Origin of the sequence: uncultured Pseudokineococcus sp. (assembly GCF_947499845.1) — a bacterium.
In the GTDB taxonomy this organism is placed as follows: domain Bacteria; phylum Actinomycetota; class Actinomycetes; order Actinomycetales; family Quadrisphaeraceae; genus Pseudokineococcus.
Window position 1 is genome coordinate 334,638 of sequence record NZ_CANMPM010000002.1, and the last position, 26,877, is coordinate 361,514.

22 protein-coding genes and 1 riboswitch are annotated in these 26,877 nt (G+C 78.6%); of the genes, 13 read left to right on the forward strand and 9 right to left on the reverse strand.

Features of this window, described 5'->3' with window-relative positions; genetic code table 11:
• Nucleotides 1–122 precede the first annotated feature (122 nt).
• From Q0789_RS03475 to Q0789_RS03505, 7 genes are all read left to right on the forward strand, one after another.
• Entirely contained in the window at nucleotides 123–1,265 is a 1,143-nt protein-coding gene (locus Q0789_RS03475) for a glutamate--cysteine ligase (RefSeq protein WP_298802150.1), read from the forward strand.
• Between the two features lie 104 nt (nucleotides 1,266–1,369).
• Nucleotides 1,370–2,416 (forward strand): L,D-transpeptidase family protein, encoded by a 1,047-nt coding sequence (locus tag Q0789_RS03480; protein ID WP_298802152.1) that lies wholly within the window; start codon nucleotides 1,370–1,372, stop codon nucleotides 2,414–2,416.
• Nucleotides 2,417–2,531: 115 nt separating this feature from the next.
• Complete coding sequence (locus tag Q0789_RS03485) at nucleotides 2,532–3,425, forward strand: ANTAR domain-containing protein (RefSeq protein WP_298802153.1); 894 nt, start codon at nucleotides 2,532–2,534, stop codon at nucleotides 3,423–3,425.
• A 145-nt stretch (nucleotides 3,426–3,570) separates the two neighbouring features.
• A complete protein-coding gene (gene argF / locus Q0789_RS03490) occupies nucleotides 3,571–4,584 on the forward strand; it encodes an ornithine carbamoyltransferase (RefSeq protein ID WP_366917627.1) in 1,014 nt (337 codons plus the stop codon).
• 216 nt (nucleotides 4,585–4,800) lie between these two features.
• A complete protein-coding gene (locus tag Q0789_RS03495) occupies nucleotides 4,801–5,088 on the forward strand; it encodes an HU family DNA-binding protein (RefSeq protein ID WP_171203726.1) in 288 nt (95 codons plus the stop codon).
• Nucleotides 5,089–5,301: 213 nt separating this feature from the next.
• Entirely contained in the window at nucleotides 5,302–6,210 is a 909-nt protein-coding gene (locus tag Q0789_RS03500; protein WP_298802155.1) for a GNAT family N-acetyltransferase, read from the forward strand.
• A gap of 224 nt (nucleotides 6,211–6,434) precedes the next feature.
• Complete coding sequence (locus Q0789_RS03505; protein ID WP_298802157.1) at nucleotides 6,435–7,364, forward strand: hypothetical protein; 930 nt, start codon at nucleotides 6,435–6,437, stop codon at nucleotides 7,362–7,364.
• 30 nt (nucleotides 7,365–7,394) lie between these two features.
• Here the strand turns inward: Q0789_RS03505 and Q0789_RS03510 are convergent, their stop codons facing one another.
• Complete coding sequence (locus tag Q0789_RS03510) at nucleotides 7,395–7,994, reverse strand: N-acetyltransferase (RefSeq protein WP_298802159.1); 600 nt, start codon at nucleotides 7,992–7,994, stop codon at nucleotides 7,395–7,397.
• A gap of 101 nt (nucleotides 7,995–8,095) precedes the next feature.
• A complete protein-coding gene (locus Q0789_RS03515) occupies nucleotides 8,096–9,523 on the reverse strand; it encodes a M23 family metallopeptidase (protein WP_298802161.1) in 1,428 nt (475 codons plus the stop codon).
• A gap of 379 nt (nucleotides 9,524–9,902) precedes the next feature.
• Between Q0789_RS03515 and Q0789_RS03520 the strand changes: the two genes are divergently transcribed.
• The gene (locus tag Q0789_RS03520; protein ID WP_298802163.1) at nucleotides 9,903–11,183 is read left to right on the forward strand and encodes a glycosyltransferase; all 1,281 of its coding nucleotides are present in this window, start codon (nucleotides 9,903–9,905) and stop codon (nucleotides 11,181–11,183) included.
• 61 nt (nucleotides 11,184–11,244) lie between these two features.
• Nucleotides 11,245–11,460 carry a hypothetical protein gene (locus tag Q0789_RS03525; protein WP_298802165.1) on the forward strand — a complete coding sequence of 72 codons (216 nt, stop codon included), beginning with the start codon at nucleotides 11,245–11,247 and terminating at the stop codon, nucleotides 11,458–11,460.
• A gap of 106 nt (nucleotides 11,461–11,566) precedes the next feature.
• On the opposite strand, the gene Q0789_RS03530 is transcribed toward Q0789_RS03525, so the two are convergent.
• Nucleotides 11,567–11,917: an Lsr2 family protein gene (locus tag Q0789_RS03530; protein ID WP_298802167.1), complete on the reverse strand. Its 351-nt coding sequence runs from the start codon at nucleotides 11,915–11,917 to the stop codon at nucleotides 11,567–11,569.
• Between the two features lie 83 nt (nucleotides 11,918–12,000).
• Between Q0789_RS03530 and Q0789_RS03535 the strand changes: the two genes are divergently transcribed.
• Nucleotides 12,001–12,231 (forward strand): hypothetical protein, encoded by a 231-nt coding sequence (locus Q0789_RS03535; RefSeq protein WP_298802168.1) that lies wholly within the window; start codon nucleotides 12,001–12,003, stop codon nucleotides 12,229–12,231.
• Nucleotides 12,232–12,329: 98 nt separating this feature from the next.
• The gene (locus Q0789_RS03540) at nucleotides 12,330–13,304 is read left to right on the forward strand and encodes an intradiol ring-cleavage dioxygenase (RefSeq protein ID WP_298802169.1); all 975 of its coding nucleotides are present in this window, start codon (nucleotides 12,330–12,332) and stop codon (nucleotides 13,302–13,304) included.
• 31 nt (nucleotides 13,305–13,335) lie between these two features.
• Here the strand turns inward: Q0789_RS03540 and Q0789_RS03545 are convergent, their stop codons facing one another.
• Nucleotides 13,336–14,343 carry an ABC transporter permease gene (locus Q0789_RS03545; protein ID WP_298802171.1) on the reverse strand — a complete coding sequence of 336 codons (1,008 nt, stop codon included), beginning with the start codon at nucleotides 14,341–14,343 and terminating at the stop codon, nucleotides 13,336–13,338.
• Complete coding sequence (locus Q0789_RS03550; RefSeq protein WP_298802173.1) at nucleotides 14,340–17,441, reverse strand: alpha/beta fold hydrolase; 3,102 nt, start codon at nucleotides 17,439–17,441, stop codon at nucleotides 14,340–14,342. The genes Q0789_RS03545 and Q0789_RS03550 overlap by 4 nt, the downstream gene beginning before the upstream one ends.
• Before the next feature lie 141 nt (nucleotides 17,442–17,582).
• Here Q0789_RS03550 and Q0789_RS03555 point away from each other — a divergent pair, with 141 nt between their 5' ends.
• Complete coding sequence (locus Q0789_RS03555; protein ID WP_298802175.1) at nucleotides 17,583–18,623, forward strand: NAD(P)-dependent alcohol dehydrogenase; 1,041 nt, start codon at nucleotides 17,583–17,585, stop codon at nucleotides 18,621–18,623.
• On the forward strand, nucleotides 18,620–19,375 hold the full coding sequence (locus Q0789_RS03560; RefSeq protein WP_298802177.1) for an NUDIX hydrolase N-terminal domain-containing protein: 756 nt from the start codon (nucleotides 18,620–18,622) through the stop codon (nucleotides 19,373–19,375). The genes Q0789_RS03555 and Q0789_RS03560 overlap by 4 nt, the downstream gene beginning before the upstream one ends.
• Before the next feature lie 168 nt (nucleotides 19,376–19,543).
• Here the strand turns inward: Q0789_RS03560 and Q0789_RS03565 are convergent, their stop codons facing one another.
• From Q0789_RS03565 to Q0789_RS03580, 4 genes are all read right to left on the reverse strand, one after another.
• Nucleotides 19,544–20,443, reverse strand: a complete 900-nt coding sequence (locus Q0789_RS03565; protein WP_298802179.1) for a 5'/3'-nucleotidase SurE — start codon at nucleotides 20,441–20,443, stop codon at nucleotides 19,544–19,546.
• 175 nt (nucleotides 20,444–20,618) lie between these two features.
• Nucleotides 20,619–23,246, reverse strand: coding sequence for a bifunctional FO biosynthesis protein CofGH (locus Q0789_RS03570; protein WP_298802181.1), 2,628 nt, complete (start codon nucleotides 23,244–23,246; stop codon nucleotides 20,619–20,621).
• A 77-nt stretch (nucleotides 23,247–23,323) separates the two neighbouring features.
• Complete coding sequence (locus Q0789_RS03575; RefSeq protein ID WP_298802183.1) at nucleotides 23,324–24,622, reverse strand: MFS transporter; 1,299 nt, start codon at nucleotides 24,620–24,622, stop codon at nucleotides 23,324–23,326.
• 124 nt (nucleotides 24,623–24,746) lie between these two features.
• On the reverse strand, nucleotides 24,747–26,294 hold the full coding sequence (locus Q0789_RS03580) for an aminotransferase class V-fold PLP-dependent enzyme (RefSeq protein WP_298802185.1): 1,548 nt from the start codon (nucleotides 26,292–26,294) through the stop codon (nucleotides 24,747–24,749).
• 32 nt (nucleotides 26,295–26,326) lie between these two features.
• Nucleotides 26,327–26,439, reverse strand: a riboswitch (SAM riboswitch).
• Nucleotides 26,440–26,877: the final 438 nt, after the last annotated feature.

Genomic DNA, 26,877 nt, shown 5'->3' on the forward strand with positions numbered 1-26,877 from the left:
CGGGCGCCCGGCCGCGACCGCACCGCGCGCCGGCTCCCGGGCCGGCGCAGGAGGAGCTCGCGGAGCGGCGCGCCGGGCGGACCGGGGCGCGCGCGGCGCTCCCGCCGTGCTGGACTCTGCCCGTGGCCGTCGCCTTCACGCCCTCGCCGCGGCCGACCGTCGGCGTCGAGTGGGAGCTCGCGCTCGTCGACCGGACGTCGCGCGACCTCGTCAACGCGGCGGACGCCGTCCTCGCGGGCGTGCGCTCCGCGGGCTCGCTCGCCCCGGGCCGGGTGACCGGCGAGCTGCTGCGCAACACCGTCGAGGTCGTCAGCGGCGTCTGCGAGAACGCCGACGCGGTGGCCGCGGACCTCGGCGAGGCCGTCGCGGCCGTGCGGGCCGCGGCCGAGCCCCTCGGCGTCGAGCTCGCCTGCGCCGGCACCCACCCCTTCGGCCAGTGGTCCACCGACCAGCTGGCCGACGGCGAGCGCTACGCCGAGCTCATCGAGCGCACGCAGTGGTGGGGCCGGCAGATGCTCATCTGGGGCCTGCACGTGCACGTGGGCCTCGACTCCGCGGACAAGGTCTTCCCGGTGCTCGGCGCGCTGCTGCACAAGGCGCCGCACCTGCAGGCGCTGACGGCGTCCTCGCCCTTCTGGACGGGCGTCGACACGGGCTACGCGAGCAACCGGGCCATGATGTTCCAGCAGCTGCCGACGGCGGGCCTGCCCTTCGCCTTCGAGCGGTGGGAGGAGTACGAGGGATTCGTCGACGACCAGCTGCGCACCGGCGTCATCGACGGCCTCTCCGACGTGCGCTGGGACATCCGCCCCGCCCCGCACCTCGGCACCCTCGAGGTGCGCGTGTGCGACGGCGTCCCGACCCTCGCCGAGCTGCGCGCGGTGACGGCGCTCGTGCACTGCCTCGTCGTCGACCTCGACCGGCGGCTCGTCGCCGGCGAGCGGCTGCCCTCGATGCCGCCGTGGCACGTGCAGGAGAACAAGTGGCGCGCCGCCCGCTACGGCCTCGACGCGGAGGTCGTCCTCGACGCGGCGGGGCGCGAGCGGCTCGTCACCGACGACCTCGCCGACCTGCTCGAGGACCTGCAGCCCGTGGCGCGCGACCTCGGGTGCGTCGACGCGCTCGGCGCCGTCGAGCAGATCACCCGCACCGGAGCCAGCTACCAGCGCCAGCGCGCCGTCGCGGAGCGCTCCGGCGGGGACCTCGTGGCCGTCGTCGACGCGCTCGTCGGCGAGCTCCGCACCGGGGAGCCGGCCAGCGCCTGAGGGCCGGGCGCCCGCGACGGGCGACGTACCGTGGTCGGTCGACGGCGCCCGCGCCCGGGCGCCTCCCCCGAGCACGAGACCCCCACGGGAGAGGACGGGCAGACGTGCAGGACCTCGAGCGCACCCGGCCGGCAGGACGCCGCCCGCGGGCCGCCTGGCGGCGTCGTGCGGCGACCGCGGCCCTGGCCGGCACCCTCGTGGCGGGCCTCGCCGGCTGCGCCGCCGGGACGACGCCCGGCGCCGCCGGAGCGCAGGCTCCCGCGACGCCCGCGTCCGGCGCGGACGTGGCCGCCACCACCGCGCCGCCCGCCGCCGCCGCTGCCACCGAGCCGGCGCTGACCGCGCCGGAGCCCGACGCACCCGCCCCCACCTCGGACGCCACCTCGGACGCCACCAGCACGCCCGGCCTCACCGCCTCCGCCCCGCCGGCGGAGCCGGAGCCCACCCAGGAGCCGGAGCCGACGCCGCCCGCGACGAGCCCCGCACCGAGCACAGCCCCGAGCCCGACCGCCTCGACGTCCCCGGCGCCCGCGCCGAGCGACAGCGCGCCGGTGGCGCTGCGCAGCGGCGACCGCGGGGAGCGCGTGCGCGCCGCCCAGGAGCACCTCTCCGACCTCGGGTACTGGCTCGGCGACGCCGACGGCTCGTACGGCGAGCTCACCCGCCAGGCCGTCCTCGCCCTGCAGGGCGCCGCCGGGCTCCAGCGGGACGGCGTCCTCGGCCCGCGGACGAGCGCTGCGCTCGCCGACGGGGTGCGGCCGCAGGCGTCGACGTCGTCGGGGCGCGCCCTCGAGATCGTCCGGGACGCCGGCCTGGCGCTCTTCGTCGTCGACGGCGAGGTGCAGCTGGCGCTGCACACCTCCACGGGGACGTTCGAGACGTACGTGCGCGACGACGGCGCCGAGCGCCTCGCCGACACCCCCGCGGGGACCTTCGCCGTCACCTGGGCCGAGCGCGGGTGGACCGACGCCGCGCTCGGGCGCCTGTACAGCCCCCGCTACTTCCACCCCGACGGCATCGCGCTGCACGGCTCGGCCTCGGTGCCCGGCTACCCCGCCTCGCACGGCTGCGCCCGCGTGACCACGGCGGCGATGGACATGGTGTGGGCGCGCGACCTCATGCCGGTGGGCTCGACCGTCGTCGTGCGCTGAGCCGCCCCACCGGTCCCGTCGGCCCGCCTCGACGACGGGCCGGCGAGCTTCGCGGGGCCGACGCCGGTGGGCGTGCCGGCAGGCGTCCCGGCGCCCGTCGGGCGACGATGGGCAGATGACCGACGTCGACCCCGATGCCCTGCGCGCCGGGCTCGCGCGGCTGCAGCAGCTGGCCTCCGCCGCCGAGAGCGCGGACGCCGGCGCCGCCGACACCCTCGGCGAGCTGCTGTCCGCCCTGAGCGCCGCCCTGCCCCTCGCCTCCGCCGGCCTGATGCTCCGCGACGCCGACGGGCGGCTGTCCTGCGTCGCCTGGACGGGCTCCGCCACCCGCTCCCTCGAGCGCGCCGAGGACGAGACGACCTCCGGGCCCGCCACGGACGCCCAGGTGCTGGGGCGCTCCCGCGCCACCACGGACGTGCTCGTCGACCCGCGGTGGCCCTCGCTCGGGCCGGCGATCGCCGCCCGGCCGGTGGAGGGCGCGCTCGGCGAGCAGTCCCCCGACGGGGTGGGCAGCGGGCTCGAGGGCGGCGTCGCCGCCGGCTCCGGCCGCGCCGTGCCCACCGACGACGCCGCTCCCGGCTCGCCGCCCCCCGTGGACGGCTCCGGGTCGCCCCGCGCCGTCGCCACCGTCCCGGTGTCCGTCGCCGGCGGCCCCGTCGGCTGCCTCGTGGCGGTGCGCGAGGAGGCGGTCGCCTGGGAGCCCGAGCAGCTCGACGTCCTCGAGTCCGCCGCCCGCGTGGCCGCGGGCCTGCTCGCGAGCGCCGCGGCGGCGGAGAGCACGAGCCGGCTCGCCGAGCAGCTCCAGCACGCCCTCGACCACCGCGTCGTCGTCGAGCGCGCCGTCGGCTACCTCATGGCCCAGCAGCAGGTCGACGCCACGGACGCCTTCGGGGCGCTGCGGCGCACGGCCCGCTCCGCGCGGCGGCGCGTCGCCGACGTCGCCGAGTCGGTGCTCGCCCTCGGGGGCCTCGAGGCGGCGGCCGACGCCGTCCGGAGCACGCCGGCCTGAGGACCCCGGCCCCCGCCGCGCGGCCCGCTCGTCCCTCCCGACGGGCGGGCGCCGCGGCGGGCCGACGGGGGCCTCGGGCAGGATCGAGCGCGTGGACGACCCTGACGACGCCCCCAGCGCCCCCGTCGACCCCTCCTCCGGCGACCTGCCGCCCGTGGACCTGAGGGGCCGCAGCTTCCTCAAGGAGCTCGACCACTCCCCCGAGGAGTGGGCGGCGCTGCTCGAGCTCGCCGCCCGGCTCAAGGCCGAGCGCCGCGAGGGCCGCGCACGCCGGCGTCTCGAGGGCCGCGCCGTGGCCCTGCTCTTCGAGAAGACGAGCACGCGCACCCGCGCGGCCTTCGAGCTGGCGGCCGCGGCGCAGGGCGCGCACACGACGTACCTCGACCCCGCGGGCTCCCACCTCGGCCACAAGGAGTCGGTGGAGGACACCGGTCGGGTCCTCGGGCGCCTCTACGACGGCATCGAGTACCGCGGCGCCGCGCAGGCCACCGTCGAGCTGCTCGCGGAGGTCGCCGGCGTCCCCGTCTGGAACGGGCTGACGGACGAGTGGCACCCGACCCAGTCGCTCTGCGACGCGCTGACGATGGCCGAGCACTCGCCCCGCCCGCTGGCCGAGACGTCCTTCGCCTTCCTCGGCGACGGGCGCGGCAACGTCGCGGCGTCCCTGCTCGCGATGGCGGCGCTGACGGGCATGGACGCCCGCGTGGTGGCCCCCGAGCCGCTCCAGCCGTCACCGGAGGTGCTCGCGGCCGTCCGGGAGACCGCACGCGCCACCGGCGCGCGCCTCACCGTCACGGACGACGTCGCCGCCGGCGTGCGGGGCGCCGACTTCGTCCACACCGACGTGTGGGTCTCCCTCGGCGAGCCCGAGAGCGCGTGGGACGAGCGCATCCCCCTGCTGGCGCCGTACCGCGTCGACGCCGGCGTGCTCGCCGCGACGGGCGTCGACGACGTCCGCTTCATGCACTGCCTGCCCGCCTTCCACGACCTCGGGACGTCGCTCGGCCGCGCCGTCCACGCCCGCCACGGCCTGGCGGAGATGGAGGTCACCGACGAGGTCTTCCGCGGCCCCGCGTCGGTCGTGTGGGACCAGGCGGAGAACCGCCGGCACACCATCGAGGCGGTCATGGTGGCCACCCTGGCGGGCACCGGCGCCTGACGACGCGCCCGGCGGCGCGGGCCGCGTCCGCCCCCGGCGCCCCGGCAGCGCGTAGGGTCGCCGCCGAGCACTCAGCGTGCACCGGGTCGACGGGGCTCCCCGCCGACCCAGCTCGACCGGCACCACCGCACCGACCGACACCACCCGACGAGGCGCGCCGCTCCCGGCGGGCGCCGAGAGACCGGCCGGCCCACCGGCCCGACCTGGAGGTCCCGCGTGTCCATCAACCGCAACGAGCTCGTCCAGAAGATCGCCGACAAGCTCGACGGCGACGTGTCCAAGGGCGACGTCGACAAGGTCATCGGCGGCTTCGCCGACGTCCTCACCGAGGCCGTGTCGCAGGGCGACAGCGTCTCGATCCAGGGCCTCATGAGCGTCGAGACCGTCGAGCGCGCCGCCCGCCAGGGCCGCAACCCGCGCACCGGCGAGTCCATCGAGATCGCCGCCACCACCGGCGTCAGCATCAAGGCCGGCAGCAAGCTCAAGGCCGCCGCCAAGGGCTGAGCCCCCCGCTCGCACCCGAGCGCTCCGACGGCGCCCGCCACCACCGCAGGTGGCGGGCGCCGTCTGCGTCCGACTCACGTCCGGTGCGCGCGGAGGCTGCTCAGGCGCGCGGCCGACAGCGGCGTGTCACCGGCCACGGCCGGGCCGGCGCCGTCATGCTGGACCACGGCCGGTGATCACCGGTGACCGACGATGACCGAGGAGCTGGGCGCCGTGCCTCCTCCCCCCGCGGCGACGACGCCGGTGCTGCGCGTGCGCCCGGCCGTGCCGTCGGACCTGGCGCGGACGGCCCGCTGGCAGTGCCGCCACCTGCCGCACGGCTTCTTCCCGTCCCTCGGCCGTCGCTTCGTCGCCCGCTGGCACGGCGCCCACCTCGACGCCCCCCACGGCGTCGCGCTCGTCGCCGAGCTCGTCGGGGGGCCCGAGGCCGTCCCCGTCGGCTTCCTCGTCGGCGCCACCGACCAGCGCGCCCTCGTCGCCGAGGTCGTCGCCCGCCACCGCTGGTCGCTCACGGCCACCGGGATGCTGGCGCTGGCGCGGCGGCCCCGCGTCGCCCTCCGCTTCGTGCGCACGCGGGCTCGCCCGTACGCCCGCCGGCTCTGGGGGGCCGGGGGCCGCGGCCCCGCGGACGCCACCGCCGCACCGTCGAGGAGCGCCGACGCCGGCGCGCCGGTCGCCGTGGTCGCCGCCGTCGTCGTGACGCCGGCGGCCCGCGGCGCCGGGGTGGGAGAGGCCCTGCTCGAGGCCTTCGCCGCCCGCGCCCGCGCGGCCGGCACGACGACGGCCGAGCTCGTCACCCGCGCCGACGGCGGCGCCGTCGCCTTCTACGAGCGCCTCGGGTGGGAGCGGGTGGCCGACCGGTCGAGCAAGGACGGCGCCCGCATGCTCACCTACCGGTGCGACCTCACGCCCCCGGGCGCCCAGGCCCGTCACTCCTCGGCCCCTCACGCCGCTGCGGGCGGCGTCGGGGCCCGCGACGCCGGAGCCGGGCGCGCGCCCGCTCCGGGGCGTGGCGCGGCCCCCGAGCCGCGCCACGCCGGCGACGCGGGAGCACCTGACGCGGCGGGCTCGCCGCGAGTCCACGCGGCCGGCGCAGGAGCTGTGCGCCGCAGCGCGGCGTGACCCCGCCGACGCCCCTCCCTCCTCCACCCGTCCGTGCCGACCCACGGGGCGGCACGGGCCGGCACCCGGGACTCCCCTGCGCTGTCGCCGCCCTCGCGGCCGTCGTCGTCCTCACGTCCTGCTCGGGCGCGCCGGCCCCGGCCGGCCCGTCGGCTCCCGCGTCGCCCGCCCGGACGGCCGCCCCGGAGCCGAGCGCCGCCCTGCCCTCGCTCGAGGTCGCGCCGGTGGATCCTCTGCCGGCGCCGACCCCGTGGCGCGCGGGGCCCGGCGAGGTGCGGCCGGAGGTCAAGGAGGCCGCGGCGCGGGCCGTCGAGGTCGCGGGGACGTGGGCTGCCACGGCGCCGCAGAACGGGCGGGGACCGGAGGACCGCGTCGGGCTGGAGGGCGCGGGCGAGGCGCTCGTCGAGCGCCTCGCGGCGGCGGACCTGCTCGCGCCGGGCGCCGACCGCACCGCCCTGGCCGCGGCCCTGGGGCCGCTCGTCGCCCCCGAGGCCCTCACCGCGGCCACCGCGGTCGTGTACCCGCAGTACGGCGGCCTGACGGCCGACGCGGCGAGCGTCATGGTCGTCGCCCGCCAGGAGCGGCGCGGACGGCAGGGCGAGGCGTCCCGGCGCGGCGCGACCCTCGACGTCCGGCTGTCGCCGTCGCCCGACGGGACGTGGCGCGTCACGGCGGTGCAGCCGCCCCCGCCCCGGCCGGCGGGCGCGGCGCCGAGCCCGCTGGCCCGCGAGGTGCTCGCCTCGCCGCGGGTCGAGCTGCCGGAGGACGCGGCCGCCGACGTCCGCGCCGGGGTGGTGGGCGACGAGGCGCTCGCCGTGCTGCTGGGCCTCGCGGCCGCGCACGAGGTGGCCGTCTCCGTGGCGCGCACCGGCCACCCGGCGGAGGTCTTCGGCACCGACCGGCTCTCGAACCACACCCGGGGCCGAGCGCTCGACGTGTGGCGGGTCGACGGCCGGCTCGTCGTCGACCCGGCGTCCCTCGACGTCGTCGAGGCGGCCATGCGCGCCGCCGGCGCCGCCGGGGCCACCGAGGTCGGCGGCCCCGTAGACCTCGACGGCCCCGCCGGGCCGGCCTTCTTCAGCGACGACCTGCACGCGGACCACCTGCACCTCGGGCTCACCGAGGGCGAGGAGCCCATCGGCCCGACACGCTGAACCGGTCCGCCGCGGGCGGGGCTGCCCGGCTCAGAGCCGGACGACCAGCCGCACCTCGTCGCGGTCGTCGCCCGGGCCGACGCGGAGGGCCCCGGGGTGGCGCCCGACGACGACGTAGCCGGCGCGCTCGTAGAAGGGCTGCAGGCCCTGGCCGTCGCGGACGGTGAGGGACAGCTGCTCCAGGCCGAGGTCGCGCGCCGCCGCGTGCACCGCCGCGAGCAGCCGGCGCCCCGCGCCCCGGCCCTGCAGGTGCGGCGCCACCATGAGGCGGACCACCGTGCGCCAGTGGGCGGTGATGGGCGTGCTCCCGGCGAGCAGGACCCCCATGCCGACGGCGCGGAGCCGCTCCGCCCCGTCCTCCGCCTGCTCGAGGACGACGAGCACGTCGCGCCCCTCGCGCACCCGGGCCAACGTGCCGTCGAGCGCGGCGGCGACCGCCGCCGGGTCGACCGGGGGGACGAAGCCGACGCTGCCCCCGGCCTCGGAGACGTCGACCCAGGTGCGCAGGAGGTCCTCGCGCAGCGCCGGGTCCTCGGCGGAGCCCGGCCCGCCCGAGGGCGGGACGACGCGGGTGCGGAGCGGGCCGGCCGGAGCCGTGGCGCGCTCGGAGGAGGTGCTCGACGTGCTCACGCCGCGATCGTCGCAGGGACGACCGACGACCCCGGGCCGAGCCCGGGGCCCTGCGACGGCGTCAGGGCGTCAGGGCCTGTGGGGGTCAGGGCATCTGCGCGTCAGAGCCACGCCATGGGGTCGGTGGGCGCGCCGTCCACGCGCACCTCGAAGTGCAGGTGGCAGCCCGTCGAGCCGCCCGTCGTGCCCTCGTAGCCGATGACCTGTCCGCGGGAGACCGACCCGGAGCGGACGGCGAAGCCCTGCAGGTGGGCGTAGGCCGTGGCCACCGAGCGCCCGTCCACGAGCCCGTGGCTGATGACGACGATGTTGCCGTAGCTGCCGTTGTAGCCGGCCGACACGACGGTCCCGTCCTCGGCGGCCCGCACGGGCGTCCCGCAGCCGGCGGCGAAGTCCTGACCGTTGTGCATGCGCATGTAGCCGCGGATGGGGTGCATGCGCATGCCGAAGGGCGACGACAGGCGACCCTCGGGGCGCAGCAGCCGTCCGCCGCGGTCCGACGACGACCCGCGGCTCACCGCGCTGGGCGGGGCCGGGGCGGCCGCGGGCGGGGCCGCCGCGGCGCGGGGTGCGGACGAGGACCCGGACGACTGCTGCTGCGACGCCTGCTGGGCCGCCTGCTCCTGGGCCGCCCGCTCCTCGGCCTCGCGCGCGGCGCGCTCCTCCGCCTCGCGAGCCGCCTGACGCTCCGCCTCGCGCGCGGCCTCCTGCTCGGCGGCGACGCGGCGCTCCTCCTCGGCGATGGCGCGCAGCTGCGCGCCCAGGGCGTCGGACTCCGCCTGGAGCGCGTCGAGGCGCTCCTCCTCCTCGGCCTGGCGCGCCTCGATGACGGCGACGGCCCGGTCCTGGCGCGCCACGAGGTCCTCGACCTCGCGCTGGCGCGCCTCGGCGGCCTGCTCGGCGGCCTGGGCGCGCACGAGCTGGCGCTCGGCCTCGGCCTCGAGGTCGGCGACCTGCTCGGTGACGGCCTCCAGCCGCGCGCGGGCGCTCGTGCGCACGGCCTGCTCCGAGGACAGGTCGGCGAGGACGGCGGACTGGGTGGTGCTCAACCCGGCGAGGGCCGCCGAGCGCGACGCGAGATCGTCGGTGCTGGCCGAGCCCATGGCGAGCGCGAGCATCTCGGGCATCCCGTTGCCGCGGTAGGACGACGCCGCGATCCGGCCGACCGAGGTCCGGTGCTCCGCCATCGCCTCCTCCGTGCCCGCCACGGCCTCGGCGGCCGCCTCCTGGGCGGCGGTCGAGGACGCGAGCCGCTGGGCGAGCTCGTCGGCCTCGGCCCGCGCCCGGCTGCGCTCGGAGCGGGCGGCGTCCGCGGCGGAGCGGGCGCCGGGCAGCTGCTGCTGCACCGCGGCGTACTCGGCGTAGGCGCCCTGCAGCTCCTCGGACGTGCCCACGAGGTCCTGCTGGAGCGTGGAGAGGGCCGAGTCGACCGCGGCCTTCCGCTCCTGGGGCTGGCTGGCTTCCGGCGCGGCGGCCGCCGGGACGGCGAGCAGGCTCGTCGTCAGCGCCAGGGCCGACGCCGCGAGCACGGCCCGCGACGCCCGGCGCGGGGGTCGCGCACGGCGCACGGCGAGGGGCCGCGCGGGTCGGGTCGCTCGTGCGGCGGCGGGCAGAGGTCGGCCGGGGTGCTCCACAGCAGGCTGCGCCTTCGCGGTCGGGGGTGGAGGACAGCGCCGTCGGCACCTGGGTGGCACCTCGTGCTGGCACACCGTAGCCAGCCATGAGCGTCCTGTGAACACCCTGCGACGCCCGATTCGCCCGGGCTTGGTGGTCTTCCGTCGACCGAGCCGATGTGGACAGCTGTGATCGAGGAGCTGTTCGTCGGAGGTGACCGTGCCCGGTCACCTCCGACGAAGAGGTCCGACGGACGCCGGGGAGGGGCGCCCCGCTGGTGGGAGGGTTCGGGACGTGCCCTCGTCCGGAGACGACGTCGTCACCGCACGTCCGCGGCGGCTGCTGCTGCTCACGGCCGGCTCGCGCGGAGACCTCGAGCCCTTCGTCGCGCTGGCCCGCGAGGCCGCGCGCCGGGGCCACGAGGTCGTGCTCGGCGCCACGCGGAGCATGACGACGGGGACGGTCAGGGAGCCGGCGGCCGAGCCCTTCCGCGTCGTCGTCCTCGACGGCGACCTCGGGGGCCTCGTCGCCCGCCAGGGCGTCTCGCCCGCGGCGGCGCTGCGCGCGTGGCGGTCGACGGTGCACCCGGCCCTGCGGGCGCTGCTGGCCTCGGCGGTGGGCACGGCCCGCGACGTCCGGCCCGACGTCGTCGCCCACCCCAAGGTGCTCTCCGCGCCCCTCGCCGCGGCGGTGCTCGACGTCCCGCACGTCCTCGTCGAGACCGTGCCCGCGCTGACGCCCACCGGCGCGTTCCCGGCCGCGGGCGTCGCGGCGGGCGACCTGGGCCGGCGCCTCAACCGGCTCACCTACCGCGCCACCGCCGCCGCGGGGGCGGCCCTGGGTCCGGACCTGCGCCGGCTGCGGGTCGCGCACGGGCTGCCCGCGGGCGCCCTGGCTCCCCCGGCGGCCGTGCTGTGCCCGGTGAGCCCGGTCCTCGTGCCGCGGCCGGCCGACTGGCCGGGCACCGCCCACCTCACGGGGCCGTGGCACGACGACGACGTCGACGCCGTCGCGGACCCTCAGGTCGAGGCCTTCCTCACCGCCGCCCGGGCGGCCGGCGCCCCGGTGGTCGTGGCCGGCTTCGGGTCGATGGCCACGGGGCCCGCCGACGCCGAGGCCCGCAGCCGGGCGGTCGTCGCCGCGGCGCGCGCCCACGGCGCCCACCTCCTCGTCCTCACGGGCTGGGGCGGCCTGGACGCCCGCGCGGCGCGGGAGGCCGCCGGGACCTCCGGCGACGTGCTCGTCGCCTCGTCCGCACCCCACGCCGCGGTGCTGCCGCGCGCCGACGTCGTCGTCCACCACGGGGGCGCCGGCACCGTCCACGCCGTCGCTCGCGCCGGGGCCGTCTCCGTCGTCGTCCCCTTCGTCGCGGACCAGCCCTGGTGGGCGCGGCGCCTGCACCACCTCGACCTGGCCCCGGCGCCGCTGCCGGCGCGCAGGCTCACCGCCGACGGGCTCGCTCGACGCCTCGCCGCCGCCCCCGCGCACCGGCGGGCCGCGCGCGCGGCGGCCGGGGCGATGGCGGGTGAGCGGGGATCGGCCCGTGCCGTCGACCTTCTCGAGGGACTGACCTGACGGCGCACCGAGCGGCTGCTGCCCGCGGTGGCGCGCACGGTCCGTCCCGTACGGTCCCCTGGTGAGCACGCCTCCCCGCCGCTCCCGGGGCGAGCGGTCGTCCTCGACCCCGCCGCGCCGCGGCAGCGCCGTCGAGGGTCTCGTCGCCGCGGTGGCCGTCGTGCTCCTCGTGCTCGTCCTGGGCCCGCTCCTGCCGGGCCCGAGCTACGTCGCCCCGGTGGTCGCGGCCGTGCTCGTCACCGCCGGCCTGCTGCTCGTCCGTCGCCGGCGCCGGTAGGTCGCGGCCCGCGCCGGCGGCGGCCCTCCGCCGTGACCGACGACGTCGACCTCGCGGCCCCGCACGGCGTCCGTGGTGGCCGCGAGCTCGACGTCGGCGGGCGGGCTCAGTGCGCGGCGTCGTAGGCCTCGAGGACCTTGTTCGAGACGCGGCCGCGGTCGGAGACCTCGTGCCCGTTCTCGCGGGCCCAGGCGCGGACGGCGTCGAGGTCGGTGCGCTTGGGCCCCGAGCTCGCGCGGCCGCCGCTCGAGCGCGCGGGCGCCGCGCCGGCGGCCCCACGACCGGTGACCTTGCGGGCGTTGGCGATCCACTCGGCGAAGGACTCCTCGATGGAGGCCGCGTGCTCGTCGTTGAGGTCGATCTCGTAGCTCGTGCCCTGGAAGGAGAACGTCACCGTCTGGGTGGCGTCCCCGCCGTCGATGTCGTCGGTGAGGATGGTCTGGGTCTTCTGCGCCATGGCCACATCCTGGCCGACGCCGCGCACCCGGGCGCACCGCGACGCAGCCGGGATGTCGGTCCCCGCCTCTACGGTCCGCCGGCATGACGAGCCCCGCCCCCGCTCCACCGCCGCACGAGCACCTCTTCCACCCCGGGGTCGCCGACGCCGGGAGGGCGGCGCGGCGGGCGGGGCGCCCCCACCTCGTGGGCTGCGCGGTCTGCGGCAGGTCGGTGCAGCTCGGGGTGCCGGACGAGGCGCCGCGGCGTCCGTGGCCCGGCCCGCCGACGACGGCCGACGCGGCGCTCGAGCCGGGCGACGTCCGCCGGGGGTGAGGCCCCCGGCGGTCACGGGCGGCGGGCGCACCGGGACCCACAGGCGGCGCACAGCGGGGGCAGACGGTCCGGACACCGGCGGCTCCGACGCTCCCGGCATGGACGAGACGAAGCCCACCGCCCCCACGGCCGACCGGCAGCCCACCGGTCGGCGGCTGCGCACCTTCCGCGGGCGCACCCTCCCCCGCCAGCACGAGGACGTCGACGACCAGGGCCTGGCCTTCGACGTGACGACGATGCTCGACCGGCGCCGCGTGCTCGGCCTGCTCGGGCTGGGAGCGGCGACCGCCGGCCTCGTCGCCTGCGGCGGCGACGGCACCGCGTCGACGTCGGCGGCCACGTCGTCGGACCTGACGGAGATCCCCGACGAGACCGCCGGGCCCTACCCCGGCGACGGGTCCAACGGCGCGAACGTCCTCACCGCCGCCGGTGTCGTCCGCTCCGACATCCGCTCGTCCTTCGGCACCTCGACCACGACCGCCGAGGGCGTCCCCATGACCCTGGTGCTCGACGTGGTGGACATGGCTGGCGGCGACGTCCCCTTCGAGGGCGCCGCCGTCTACGTCTGGCACTGCGACCGGGAGGGCCGGTACTCCCTGTACTCCTCCGGCGTGGAGGACGAGGACTACCTGCGCGGCGTCCAGGTCGTCGGCGCCGACGGCACCGTCACCTTCACGAGCGTCGTCCCGGCCTGCTACTCCGGGCGGTGGCCGCACGTCCACCTCGAGGTCTACCCCGACGTCGACTCGATCACCGACGCCGCGAACGCCGTCGCCACCTCCCAGGTCGCCCTGCCGCAGGACGTCTGCGAAGCCGTCTACGCCACCGCCGGGTACGAGGCGTCCGTCACGAACCTGTCCCAGGTCAGCCTCGCCAGCGACACCGTCTTCGGCGACGACGCGGGCGCCACCCAGCTGGCCACCGTCACCGGCGACACCAGCAGCGGCTACCGCGTCTCGCTCACCGTCGGCGTGGACACGACGACGACGCCGACGAGCGGCGGAGCGTCGGGCCCGGGCGGCGGTCCCGGCGGCCCGGGAGGGGCGCCGCCCGCGCGGCCCGCGTCCGCGTGAGGCGCGCGCCGGCGTCGCCCGCGGGGGCGGGTCAGCTGAGGACGTCCTTGCGGCCGAAGGACCAGAAGGCGAGGCGGATCGCCACGACGGCCCACAGCAGCGCCCAGAGGCTGCCGGTGAGCATGTCGTCCCACGCGGGGTCGGGCTGGAAGAGGCCCACGTAGGCGTACTGGAAGTGCGTCGGCAGGGCCTCGCGCAGGTCGCCGAGGGCCTGGATCTGGTCGAGCACCGTCGAGACGACGACGAGCAGGACGGCGCTGCCGACCGCCGCGAGCGGGGCGTCGGAGCGCGTGCCGACGAGGAAGGCGAACCCGCCGAAGGCCGCCGTCGTGACGAGGACGTACCCCGTCGCGGCGGCCAGGCGCCACAGGCCGCCGGAGAGGTCGAACGCCTCGCCGCTGGGGCTGACGAGCGGCTCGGGCCCGTACGCCAGCGTCCCCACGAGGTAGGCGACAGCCATGAGCAGGGCCACCGCGAGCACCGAGGAGACGAGCGCGACGACGAGCTTGCTGCGCAGCAGCCGCCGCCGTGGCACGGGCGAGACGAGCAGGTAGCGCAGGCTCGACCAGCTGGCCTCGGAGGCCAGCGGGTCGCCGCACAGCAGCGAGACGACGAGGGGGACGAGGAAGCCCGTCGCCACGAACAGCGTGAAGAGCGCGAGGTTCGCCCCGCCCTCGGTGGCGAGCTCGACGAAGTCCGGGGCGCCGGAGGTGTCGCCGTCGCCGAGGGCGAAGGCGCCGACGAGCACGAGCGGCAGCACCGCGAGGAGCACGGCCGTGACGACGGTCCGGCGACGGCGCAGCTGGCGCGCGGCCTCGGCGCGCACGGTGAGGGTCCGGCGCGGCGCGTAGCCCGGGGCCGCGCCGTCGTCGCCCCGGCGGCGGCCGTGGCGCGCGACTGCGGCCTCGCCCTCCCGGGCGTCGTCCTGCGCGGCGGTGCGCTCGCCGGCCGGCTCCTCCGCGCGCAGGGCGCGGTCGAGCTCGTCGGTGCCCTGCCCTGCGTGCTGGGCGGACCCGTCCGAGGGGCTGTCGTCGCTCACGTGCCGGTCACCTCCAGGAAGACCTCCTCCAGCCGGCGCCGCGGCGCCACGCGGTGCACCGCCACGCCGGCGGTGACGAGCGCGCGGACGACGTCCTCGGGCTCGGCGCCCGTGACGGTGAGCTCGCCGTCGCCGGGGACGGGGCGGTCCTCGGCGTCGGCGTGCTCGGCCGCGGCGTCCACGCGGGCGCCCGGCAGGTCGGCGAGGGCCGCGCGGGCGCGCTCGACGTCGTCGACGACGACGGCCGTGCCCCCGTGCCCGTCACCGGTGCCACCGCTCGTCAGCTCCTCGAGCGAGCCGCCGGCGACGACCTGGCCGCGCCGCATGATGACGGCGTGCGTGCAGGTCATCTCGACCTCCGCGAGCAGGTGGCTCGAGACGAGCACGGCCCGGCCCGAGGCGGCGTACCCGCGCAGCACGTCGCGCAGCGCGCGGATCTGCGGCGGGTCGAGGCCGTTGGTCGGCTCGTCGAGCACGAGGACGTCGGGCAGGCCGAGCATCGCCTGCGCGATGGCGATGCGGGCGCGCATGCCCTGGCTGTAGCCCCGGACGGGCCGGTGGACGGCGTCGCCGAGCGCAGCGATCTCGAGCACCTCGTCGATCCGCGCGTCCTCGAGCGGGCGGCCCGTGGCCTGCCAGGCGAGGCGGAGGTTGGCGATGCCGGTGGCGTGCGGCAGCAGGCCCGGGCCCTCGACGAAGGCGCCCACCTGGGAGAGCACGGCCGCGCCCGGCACGACCTCGTGGCCCAGCACGAGCGTGCGGCCCTCGGTCGGGTGCACGAGCCCGAGGACCATGCGCAGCGTCGAGGTCTTGCCGGCGCCGTTGGGGCCGAGGAGGCCGACGACCTGCCCGCGCCCGACGGTGAAGCTCACGCCGTCGACGGCGCGCAGGCCGGAGGCGTAGACGAGCGCGAGCCCGTCGACGACCAGCGGCGGCGGCGGCCCGTCGCCCTCGAGCGAGGCGGCGCCGGCGAGGACGCCACCGCCCAGCGCGGGGACGGTGGCGGGCGCGGCGCGGCGGGCGTCGACGCGCCGGCTCACCGGGCCGAGCAGCGCTGCGAGGAGCAGCACGACGGCCAGGGCGACGACGAGGCCCCAGGGGACCTCGACGCCCCCGCCGTCGTCCGTGCTCGCCGCGACCGTGGCGACGTCGTCGCCCGGCGCCACGGGCACGCGCACCGCCGGCTCGGCGTCCTCGGACGCGAGCGCGACGCCGTAGACCCGGCCGTCCTGCGGCACCGCGTAGCCCTGGTCGGTGCTCGAGACGAGCAGCCGCATCGTGGAGCCGGCGGCGTAGCGCTGGAGCACGGCGGGCAGGGCGACGTCGACGCGCGTCGGCTCCCCGGGCACCAGGCCCGTGAGCCGCACCGGCGCGACGAGCTGGCGCGGCAGCACGGCCCGGCCGTCGGAGGGCACCTCGAGCAGGCCCGTGAAGAGGGTGGCGTCGCTCGCCGTCGAGGTGACGACGAGGCGGACGGTCGGCGCGCCAGCCACGAGGACGTCGTCCTCGAGCTCGGCGGAGTCGAAGGTCGCGCTCTGGCCGGGCAGGACGGCGAGCGCGGAGCCCAGGGCGGCGAGCCCCCCGCCGAGCGCGCCGGCCGCGGCGCCGGCGCCGGGGAGCGTCGTCAGCGCGGACGGCGTGCCGCCCGCCGGCGAGAGCACCTGCTGGGGGTCGCCGACGAGCGGGACGGCGCGGACCTCGAGCGCGGGCGCGCCCCCGTCGGCCCCCTCGTCGGCCCCGTCGCCGCCGGAGATCGTGAGGCCCGGGTAGCCGGGGAGCTCGAGGACCTCGCGGTCGTCGTCCTCCTCGGCGAGGCCCGCCACCGGCGGGGCGCCGGGCTGCTGGGCCGCCGCACCGAGGGCGGCGCCCAGGTCGTCGTCCTCCACCACGTCGGCGCGGAAGGTGGCGGCGCCGTCGGCGGCGGGGTCGCCGGCGAGCACCTCGCGCAGGAAGGGCGCGAGCTCGTCCTCGGCGGACCCGAAGCCGCCACCGGCGCCGGCGCCGGCGTCGTGGCCGCCGGCGATCCAGCGCACCCGCACGTCGCTGCCGGCGGCGGCCAGCTGCCGGGCGTTCGCGTCGGCCTCGGTGAGCGGGAAGAGGCTGTCCTGCTGGCCCTGGACGAGGAGGACGGGCGCGTCGACGTCGTCGAGCACGCTCGCCGGGCTCGACGCGCGCAGCAGCGCGGCGAGGTCGTCCCCGACCTCGCCGGTGGCGATGGCGTCGAGGTAGCCGGCGCACAGGTCGGGCGCGAGGCTGCCGCACGCACCCGGCCCGGGGCCGCCACCGGCCGTCGCGGCGCCGCCGTCGCCCGCCCCCTGCGGGGTCCCGACCGGCAGGGCGCCGCGGCTGGCGGCGAGCTGGGTGGCCCAGGCGCGCTTGAGGACGCCGGGCTGGGTGCTCGTCACCGCCGCCGGCGTGCTCGCTCCCCCGTTCGCCGTCGTCGGGGCCGCCGTCGTCGAGGGCGCCAGGGAGCTCATGAGGTCGTGCCACGTGATGGCCGCGGCCGCGGCGTCGACGCGGTCGTCGGTGCCCGCCAGCAGCAGCGCGAGCGCCCCGCCGTAGGAGCCGCCGACGACGCCGACGCGCGGGTCGCCGGTCTCGTCGAGGAGGACGTCGCGCCGTTCCGCGAGGACGTCGACGAGCGCGCGGGCGTCGGCGACCTCGAAGTCGGGGGCGTCGAGGTGCACGAGGCCGCCCGAGTCGCCGAAGCCCCGGGCCGACCACGTGAGGACGACGAAGCCCTCGGCGGCGAGCTCGCGCGCCTGCCCGTCGCGGTCGGCGCGGGTGCTGAGGAAGCCGTGGGCGAGGAGGACGGCGGGGCGCCGGTCGGTGCCGCCCGCCGTCCGGTACACGGCGGCGTCGAGGGCCACGGGCTCGTCCGGGGCGGAGGGCTCCGCGCCGACGGGGACGGAGAGCTGCTCGACCTCGACGTCGGCGCCGACGTCGGGCGTCGCGCTCGGGGAGGGGGACGGCGAGGCGCTCGCGCCCGGCGCGGCGGGCGGGACGGCGGCGGCCGAGGAGGGCGCGACGGCGGGAGCGGCGAGCACCAGGAGGGCCACCGCGGCCGCCGAGACCGCTGCCGCGGTGCGTCGTCCCACGACGCCATCGTCACACCCGCGCCCGGGGCGCGGGGACGCGCCCCGGCGCCTAGCGTCGGGAGGACCCGGCGGGCCGCGGGTCAGCCCCTCGCCGGGACGTGACGGCAGCAGACGAGAGCGACGACGCGAGGTGAGCGGACGGTGAAGGCGGTCCAGTACCGGGAGATCGGCGGACGGCCCGAGGTGGTCGAGGTCGAGGACCCGCAGCCCGGGCCGGGGCAGGTGCTCCTCGACGTGACGGCGGCGGGGCTGTGCCACTCCGACGAGTACGTCATGGGCCTGCCCGAGGAGGAGTACGTCTACGGGCTGCCCCTGACCCTCGGCCACGAGGGCGCGGGCACCGTGGCGGCGCTCGGCGAGGGCGTGACGGGCGTGGAGGTCGGCGACAGCGTCGTCGTCTACGGCCCGTGGGGCTGCGGGCGGTGCGTGCGCTGCTCCGCCGGCCAGGAGAACTACTGCGAGCGGGCGGCCGAGCTCGGCATCGCCCCGCCCGGGCTCGGCGCCCCCGGCGCCATGGCCGAGCGGATGCTCGTCGACGACGCGCGCCACCTCGTGCCCATCGGGGACCTCGACCCCGTGGCGGCCGCGCCGCTCACGGACGCCGGGCTCACGCCGTACCACGCGATCAAGCGGTCGCTGCCGAAGCTCGGCGCCGGCTCCACGGCCGTCGTCATCGGCGTCGGCGGGCTCGGCCACGTCGCCGTGCAGATCCTCTCGGCGCTGTCCGGCGCGCGGGTGGTGGCGCTCGACATCGGCGACGACAAGCTCGAGCTGGCCCGCCGGGTCGGCGCCGCGGAGGCCCTCAAGTCCTCCCCCGAGGCCGTGGAGCCGGTGAAGGAGATGACGCGCGGTCGCGGGGCGGACGTCGTCCTCGACTTCGTCGGCGCGCAGGCGACCCTCGACCTGGCGCCGCAGCTCGTCCGCGTGGGCGGCGACCTCACCGTCGTCGGCATCACCGCCGGGGCACCGACGCTCAAGGTCGGGTTCGGGACGGTGCCCTTCGAGGTGAGCACGCTGGTGCCGTACTGGGGCTCGCGCGACGAGCTCGTCGAGGTGGTCGAGCTGGCGCAGCGCGGGCAGATCTCCGTGCACACCGAGCGCTTCTCCCTCGACGAGGCGCCGGAGGCCTACCGCCGCCTGCACGAGGGCTCGCTCACCGGCCGCGGCGTGGTGGTGCCGTGAGCGGTCCGGCCGTGCGCGGTCTGGCCGGGGGAGCCGTCCCCGCGGAGGGGGCGGCGCCCGGCCGGGCGGCGGGCGACACGGCGGCCGGTGACACCGCGGCCGGCCACCAGGGCGCCGGTGACGCGGCGGAGCGCGTGCGCGCCGTCGCCGTCCGCCTCGCCGCGGTGGCCCAGAGCGGTCTCGCCTTCTCCCCCACCGCGTACGACGTCGAGCGCTTCGAGACGACGCGCGAGCTGGCCGCCGAGCTCCTGTCGGTGCTGTCGGGCGACGACGCCGCCGAGCTGGCCCTCGAGCTGGAGCGGCGCGACACCGGCTACGCGACGCCGAAGGTCGACGTCCGCGGCGTCCTCGTCGACGCCTCGGAGCGCGTGCTGCTCATGCGCGAGCGCAGCGACGGCCGCTGGTCGGCGCCGGGCGGGTGGGCCGACCCGGGCGACACCCCGGTGTCCGCCGCGCTGCGCGAGGTGCGGGAGGAGACCGGCTACGCCGCCGACGTCGTCACGCTCGTCGGCTGCTGGGACCGCGACGCCCGCGGCCACCGCCCGCCGATGACCGTCGGCGTCGTCAAGCTCTTCTTCCTGTGCCGCGCGACGGGGGACGTCCGCCCGCCCGACGAGCTCGAGACGCTCGACGTCGGCTGGTTCGGCCTCGACGAGCTGCCCGAGCTGAGCCAGGGCCGCACGACGCGCTGGGAGCTCGAGCGCTGCGTCGCCCACCACCGCGACCCGTCGCTGCCGACCGAGCTCGACTGACCGGCGCCCTGCCCCGCACGTCGTCGACACTTCGCCCTCTCAGCGGCGTCCCTCACCGCACGTCGTCGACACATCGCCGTGAGGCACTGCCCTGGAGGGCGATGTGTCGACGACGTGCGGCAGAGGGCCGCGCGGACGGGACCGTGCGGACGGGGAGTGCGGGACGGGTCATCCGGCGGCGGGGACGGCGGCCGCGAGGTCGCCGAGGTCGTCGAGCGAGACGCCCTCGCGCTGCTCGACGGGGCCGAGCACCGTCGCCGTCGCCCAGCCCTGCGCGAGGAGCACGGTGTCGCTGCCCGGGTCCTCCGGCTCGTCGTCCTCGGGCGGCGTCGACGCCGTGAGGCGCACGTAGCCCTCCCCCGCCTCGAAGGCGTGGCCCTGCGCGACGCCGACGGCCGCGAGCGTCGCCGGGCGCAGGCCCTGCAGGCGCTCGCCCACCTCGAGGTGCGGCACGTTGAGGTTGAGCGTCCCGGTGGGCTCGTGGTCGAGGACCCACCGCAGCGCGGGGCGCACGGCCTCGAGGACGGCGGCCCACGTCGTCGGCGCGACCTCGAGCGTCGTCGTCGAGGCGACGCCCGCGGACGCCGCGAGGGCGCGGACGCCGAAGACCGTCGCCGTCAGCGCGGCGCCGACGGTTCCCGAGTGGAGCACCGCCTCACCGGTGTTCATGCCGTGGTTGACCCCCGACAGGACGACGTCGGGCACCCGCCCGCCGAAGGCGCCGCGCAGGCCGACGCGGGTGCAGAAGGCCGGGCTCGCGCCGACGGCGAGCACGCGCAGCCGGTCGGTGCCCTCGAGCGCGCGGGCCTCCGCGGACCACGCCCGCGGGTCCTCGTGCCCCTCCCCCGCGAGGTCCGGCCAGGGCAGGGCGACCTCGGTGACGGGCAGGCGGTCGTCCTCGAGCTCGGCGTCGACCGCCGCGCTCGCCCCGCTGCGGTCGCGCGAGGGCGCCGCGACGACGACGTCGAACCCCGCCTCGACCGCCGCGACGGCCAGCAGCGCGAGGCCGCGGCCCTCCACGCCGTCGTCGTTGGTCACCAGGGCCAGGGGGCGCGTCTGCTCGGGCACGGGACCCATGCTCCCGGGCGGCGCGCGCGACGGCGACACCGCCCCCGCGGCGAGAGCGGGAGCAGACCGCCGCACGAGACCGACGGACGCCGTCCCCCGTGGCGCCGGAGGACGTCGTCCGTCGGTCTCGGCGCGGCCGACCCGCCGTCCGTCGGTCCCGGCGGGTGGCGCCGCGTCAGCCCGCGGCCGCGCGCTCCGGGGCGGGGCCGTACGTCGTCGTCCGCTCGCGCACCGGCCGGCCGATGCCGTCGGCGATCTCGGTGATCTCCGCCACCGACTTCGCCGACCCGTGCTCGGAGCCCGCCATGCGGCTGATGGTCTCCTCCATGAGCGTGCCGCCGAGGTCGTCGGCGCCCCCGGTGAGCATCGCGCGGGTGCCCTCGACGCCGAGCTTCACCCACGACGTCTGCACGTGGTCGACCCTCCCGTGCAGCATGATCCGCGCGAGCGCGTGGACGGCGCGGTTGTCGCGCAGCGTCGGCCCCGGCCGCGCGATGCCGGCGAGGTACACCGGCGAGCTCGTGTGCACGAAGGGCAGCGGCACGAACTCGGTGAAGCCGCCCGTGCGGTCCTGCACCCCGGCGAGGGTGCGCAGGTGGGCCACCCAGTGCCGCGGGTCGTCGACGTGGCCGTACATCATCGTGCTCGAGCTGCGCAGGCCCAGGGAGTGCGCCGTCTCGACGACGTCGACCCACGCCGCGGCGGGCAGCTTGCCCTTGGTCAGCACCCAGCGGACGTCGTCGTCGAGGATCTCCGCCGCCGTGCCGGGGATGGACCCGAGGCCGGCCGCCCGCACCTCCTCGAGCCACGCCCGCACCGAGATGCCGCGCTTGGCCGACGCCGTCGCGATCTCCATGGGCGAGAAGGCGTGCACGTGCATGTCCGGCACGGCGTCCTTCACGGCGCGGACGATGTCGACGTACGCCGTCGGCCCGAGGTCGGGCGAGATGCCGCCCTGCAGGCACACCTCCGTGGCGCCCCAGACGTCGCGCGCCTCGCGGGTGCGCTCGGAGATCTGCTCGAGCGAGAGCGTGTACGCGTCGGCGTCGGTCTTGCGCTGGGCGAAGGCGCAGAAGCGGCAGCCGACGTAGCAGACGTTGGTGAAGTTGATGTTCCGGTTCACCACGTAGGTGACGTCGTCGCCCACGACGTCGCGGCGCAGGCCGTCCGCGAGCGCGGTGACGGCGTCGAGCGCCGGGCCGTCGGCCGTCATGAGCGCGAGGTACTGCGCGTCCGAGAGCCCCGCCGGGTCGGCCTCCGCCGCGCGCAGGGCGGCGGCGACGCCCGAGTCCACCCGCGGGCCCGAGGGCGCGGGGCGGGCGCCGCCCCGCCGGTCCTGCGCCGGCACCCGCTCGGCGACGGCGTCCCAGTCGCCGTAGACCTCGTCGAAGTCGCTGCGGCGGTCGGCGCTGCGGCCGGTGGTGTCGACCTCGACGTGCAGCTCGGTGCGACCGGTGCCGCCGCCGCTCGCGACGAGCCCGCCGTCGGGCTCCTGCCACGGCAGCCCGACGGGCTGCGTGCTCGGGTCCGCCAGCCCGGTGGCCGGGTCGACGAGGGCGCGCACGTGCGGGTGCAGCCGGGGGTCGACCCACGCCTCGTCGCGCTCGAGCGAGCCGAGGACGTACCGGGGGTGCGTCGTGAGCCGCTGCGCCAGGCCGAGGCCGGCGTCCGCCGTCCACCGCTCGAGGTCGGCCAGGTGCGGCCAGGGCCGCTCGGGGTTGACGTGGTCGGGCGTCACGGGCGAGACGCCGCCCCAGTCGTCGACGCCGGAGGCGAGCAGCGCCGCGACGTCCTCGGGGTCCGAGAGGTTCGGCGGCGCCTGCAGGCTCACCGTCGGGCCGAGCAGCACGCGCGCGACGGCGAGGGTCGCCAGGTAGGTCTCGCGGTCGAGGTCGGGCGCCGCCTGCATCGCGGTGGCGTCCTTCGCCCGGAAGTTCTGGACGATGACCTCCTGGATCCCGCCGTACTCCCGGGCGACCCGGCGGATCGCGAGCAGGGAGTCGACCCGCTCGGCCGGCGTCTCGCCGATGCCGACGAGGATCCCCGTCGTGAAGGGAACGCCGACGCGCCCGGCGTCCTCGAGCACGCGCAGGCGCAGCGCCGGGTCCTTGTCGGGGCTGCCGTAGTGGGGGCCGCCGGGCTCGGACCACAGCCGGGTCGCCGTCGTCTCGAGCATCATCCCCATCGACGGGGCGACGGGCTTGAGCCGCTGGAGCTCCGACCAGCTCATGACTCCGGGGTTGAGGTGCGGCAGGAGCCCCGTCTCCTCGAGCACCCGGACCGCCATGGCGCGCACGTAGGAGAGCGTGTCGTCGTAGCCGTGGGCGTCGAGCCACTCGCGGGCGGCCGGCCAGCGGTCCTCGGGGCGGTCGCCGAGGGTGAAGAGCGCCTCGCGGCAGCCCTGCGCGGCGCCCTCGCGGGCGATCTCGAGCACCTCGTCGGGGCTGAGGTAGGCCGCGGGCAGCCGGTGCGGCACCGTGACGAAGGTGCAGTAGTGGCACCGGTCGCGGCACAGCCTCGTCAGGGGGATGAAGACCTTGCGCGAGTACGTGACGACGCCGGGCCGCCCCTCCCGCGCCATGGCGGCGTCGCGCACGCGCACCGCGACGTCCTGCAGCGCGGCGAGGTCCTCGCCGCGGGCGTGCAGCAGCACCTCGGCCTCGGCGGCGTCGAGCGACTTCCCGTCACGGGCGCGGGCCAGCGAGCGCCGCACCTGCGCGGCGGTGGGCGGGACGACCTCGGGCTGGGCGGCCGCCGACCCGGGGGCGCCGGGACGGGCGGACGGCGGGGGCAGCAGCGTCACCGCAGCACTCTCGCACGGGCCGGCGCCCGCACGTCCCCGCCGCCGGAGGGCGAGCCCGAGGGCCGGGGCCGCGCCCGTCAGGCGCCCGGCAGGTGCCGGACGGGCCCTCGGCGCGGGAGGACGGCCAGGACGGGCACGACGGCGAGCAGCGCGAGGACGCCGACGACCGCCACGACCCCGCTGAGGACCCCGGCCGGGGCCGCGCCCGTGCCGTCGAGGTCGCCCGCCAGCGGGGCGAGCAGGACCACCAGGGCGCCGACGAGGGCCCCGGCCCGCCGCCCGGCGCCGAGGGCGGCGGCGGCCTCCCGCTCGGAGCCCTCGGGGCAGAGGATCGAGACGACGAGGCCCGTCGCCTGCACGGCCGCACCGAGGCCGACGCCGACGAGCACGAGCGGCAGCAGCGCCAGCGGCGGCCCCTCGACCAGGAGCCAGCCGACGAGGTAGGTGCCGACCGCGGCCACCAGGGCGCCCGCCGTGCCCACCTGCGCGAGGCGGGGCTGCCGGCCCACCCGGGCGATCGCCGTCGTCGCGCCGACCACGCCGACCACCCCCGCGACGACCCCGCCGGCGACGAGCAGCCCGCGCAGCAGCGGCCGCTCGAGGTCGAGGGAGAGGACGGCGTCGACGAGCACGAGGACGGTGACGGCGCCGACGACGACGCCCACCACCGCGCCGAGGAGGACGACGCGGTGGCGCAGGACGGCCCACGACGACGGGCCCGCGGCGGCCGGGGCCGGCGCCTCCCCGCGGGGCAGCGCCCGCACCGAGCGCAGCAGCACGAGCGCGACGACGGCGAGGACGGGCGCGAGCAGCGGCACCGAGCGCCAGCCGCCGGGCACGTCGGCGAGCAGCCCCCCGACGAGCGCGCCGAGCAGCGCGCCCACCCCGGTGACGAGCACGAGCGCGGCCTGGACCCGCACCTGCAGGGCGGCGGGCACGCCGCGCACGAGGGCGGCCCCCGCGCCGACGACGAGCGCGCCGACGCCGGCGCCCTGCGCGAGGCGCCCGAGGCCGACGGCGAGCAGCGAGCCCGGGGCGTCCCCCGCCGCCCCGGTCGGCAGCGGCGCCAGCGCCGTCGCGACGCCGCCCACGACGACGAGCGCCGTCGCCGCCCCGAGCAGGACCGGCTGCGGGCCGTGCCGCGACAGCCGCGCCGCCAGCGGGACCGCGAGGACGAGGCCGACCACCCCGGCGCCGACGGGCAGCGCGAGCGCGCGCTCCAGCTCGAGGTCGAGGGCCAGCTCGGGCAGCGCGACGGCGACGGCGAGGAGGTCGAGGGCCGCGAGCAGCGTCGCGACGAGCACGCCGGCGAGCACCGAGCGGGCCTGCTGCGGGGAGGGTCCCGCGGGGGTCGACGGGCTGACGGGGTCGCTCACGGGGAGCGAGGGTAGGTCCCGACGCGGCCCCAGGACGCCGGCGGCGACCCGCCGGCCGGGGACCGGCGGCACGAGGTCGCGGTGGAGCAGGTGGACGTGCCGCCGGTCGCCGGGGGCGTCGCCCTCAGCCGCCGCAGGGGCGGGCGGCGGCCGCGCGCGCCGTCGGGTCGCCCCACTCGGGCCACGGCCGCGGGTCGTCGACGGGCGCCCAGCGGCCCTCGACGAGCGCGTACTCCCACCCGGGGCCGTCCGAGACGAGCGCGCGGAGCGCGGCGACCAGCCGGTCGACGTCCTCGGCCCGCGACCCGACGCCGACGCTCGCCCGTACGGCGCCCTCGCGCAGGCCCAGGCGCTCGAGGAGCGGGTGCGCGCAGAAGCGCCCGTCACGGACCCCGATCCCGTGCTCGGCGGACAGGACGGCCGCCACGAGGCCGGGGGCGACGCCGTCGACGGTGAAGGTGACGACGCCGATGGCCGAGGGCGCCCCCTCGAGCGCGCGGTGCACCCGCACGCCCGGCACGCCCGCCAGGCCGTCCACGAGGCGCTCCCGCAGGGCCCGCTCGTGCGCCTCGAGCGCGCCGCCGGCGAGCGCCTGCAGCGCGTCGCAGGCCGCGGCGAGAGCGGCGACGCCGAGGACGTTGGGCGTCCCGCCCTCGTGGCGGGCGGGCGCGGCCGCCCAGCGGACGTCGTCCAGGCCCACCTCGGCGACCGCCCCGCCGCCGGCGAGGTAGGGGGTGCCCTCGTCGAGCCAGTCGCGGCGCCCGACGAGCGCGCCCGCGCCGAAGGGCGCGTACAGCTTGTGGCCGGAGAGGGCCACCCAGTCGACGCCGTCGCGGGCCACGTCGACCGCCCGGTGGGGCGCGAGCTGGGCGGCGTCGACGGCGAGGCGGGCCCCGGCGGTGTGCGCGAGGTCGGCCACGCGGCGCAGCGGCAGCTCCTCCCCCGTGACGTTGCTCGCGCCGGTGACGGCGACGAGCGCCGTCGGCTCGGCGGCCAGGGCGTCCGCGAGGACGGCCAGCGTCCCCTCGAGGGTCGGCGCGGCCTCGACGACGCGCGAGGTCACGCCCCGGTGGCCCTGCGTGCGCCACGGCAGGAGGTTGGCGTGGTGCTCGAGGTCGAGGACGAGCACCGAGCCGCCGTCGGGCACGCAGCCGGCGAGGACGGCCAGGGCGTCGGTCGTGCTCCGCGTCCAGACGACGACGTCGTCCGCGCGGGCCCCGACGAAGCCGCCGACGACGTCGCGCGCCCCCTCGAGGACGGCCGTGCTCACCTGCGAGGCGTACCCGGCGCCGCGGTGGACGCTGGCGTACAGCGGCAGGACCCGCTCGACGTGGTCGGCGACCCAGCACAGGGCGGGCGCGCTGGCCGCGACGTCGAGGTTGGCGTAGCGCGCGGTGCCGCCGGTCACGAGGGGCACCTGCTCCTCGCCGCCGACGACGGGCAGCAGCGGCTCCTCGCCCGGCGCAGGCGCGGTCCGGGCCCGGGACGGCGCCGGGCCCTCCGGCTGCGCCGGGACGCCCTGGGACACGGACCGCACGGTGCTGGACGGCGAGGCGGGGGGCGGCACGACGGCGAGGCGCCGGGCGGGCGGGGCCGCTGCCGGAGCTCGGTCGACGGCCCGGTCGAGGGCCCGGTCGAGGGCGCGGTCAGCGACGACGGGGTGCGTGCTCATAGGGGTCTCCTGCGGCGTCCACCGGACCCGGAGGTCCGCGCTTGCCGCACCAGGGCCGGTGCGGCCAGGTCCTCACCCGGGGCACCCCACCGCGGAGGAGGGTTGCCGGCCAGCGAGCCGGGGCTTGTCGCTGGCGCTCTTGACCTGCCGACGACGCTAGGGCACCCACCGCCGGCCGCACCACCCCTCGGGACGGGCGTCCCGCCATCCGGGACGCCGCACCGCGCCGTCACCCGGTCGGCCCCGTCGGAGGCGGCCTCCTATGCGCTGCGCGGGGTGAGCCCCACCTCCCCCCCGGGCCCCCTGCGAAGGTGACGCCCCCTTCACCCCTGAGCCCCCTCACGACGCGAAGGTGACGCCCCCTTCACCCCAGGGTCCCCTCGAGGGCGAGTCGTCGCCTGCTCGCCCTCCGAGGACGGGCACAGGGGGCGAGTCGTCGCCTCTTCGCCCTCCTGCGCACCCCGGAGGGCGCCGTCTCAGCCCTGATCCACCGGTGGTGGGCGGCTTGGCGGGGGTGATGTAGGCCGGGGTGCCCCGGTGACCAGGAAGGATGTCGAGTGCGACGTCCACACCCCGCCGGTTA

Bases quoted from the DNA above. Each gene is read 5' to 3' on its own strand.
- Q0789_RS03530 (WP_298802167.1), bottom strand. From the start codon at position 11,917: ATGGCGCAGAAGACCCAGACCATCCTCACCGACGACATCGACGGCGGG.
- Q0789_RS03540 (WP_298802169.1), top strand. From the start codon at position 12,330: ATGGACGAGACGAAGCCCACCGCCCCCACGGCCGACCGGCAGCCCACC.
- Q0789_RS03580 (WP_298802185.1), bottom strand. From the start codon at position 26,294: ATGAGCACGCACCCCGTCGTCGCTGACCGCGCCCTCGACCGGGCCCTC.
- Q0789_RS03485 (WP_298802153.1), top strand. From the start codon at position 2,532: ATGACCGACGTCGACCCCGATGCCCTGCGCGCCGGGCTCGCGCGGCTG.
- Q0789_RS03535 (WP_298802168.1), top strand. From the start codon at position 12,001: ATGACGAGCCCCGCCCCCGCTCCACCGCCGCACGAGCACCTCTTCCAC.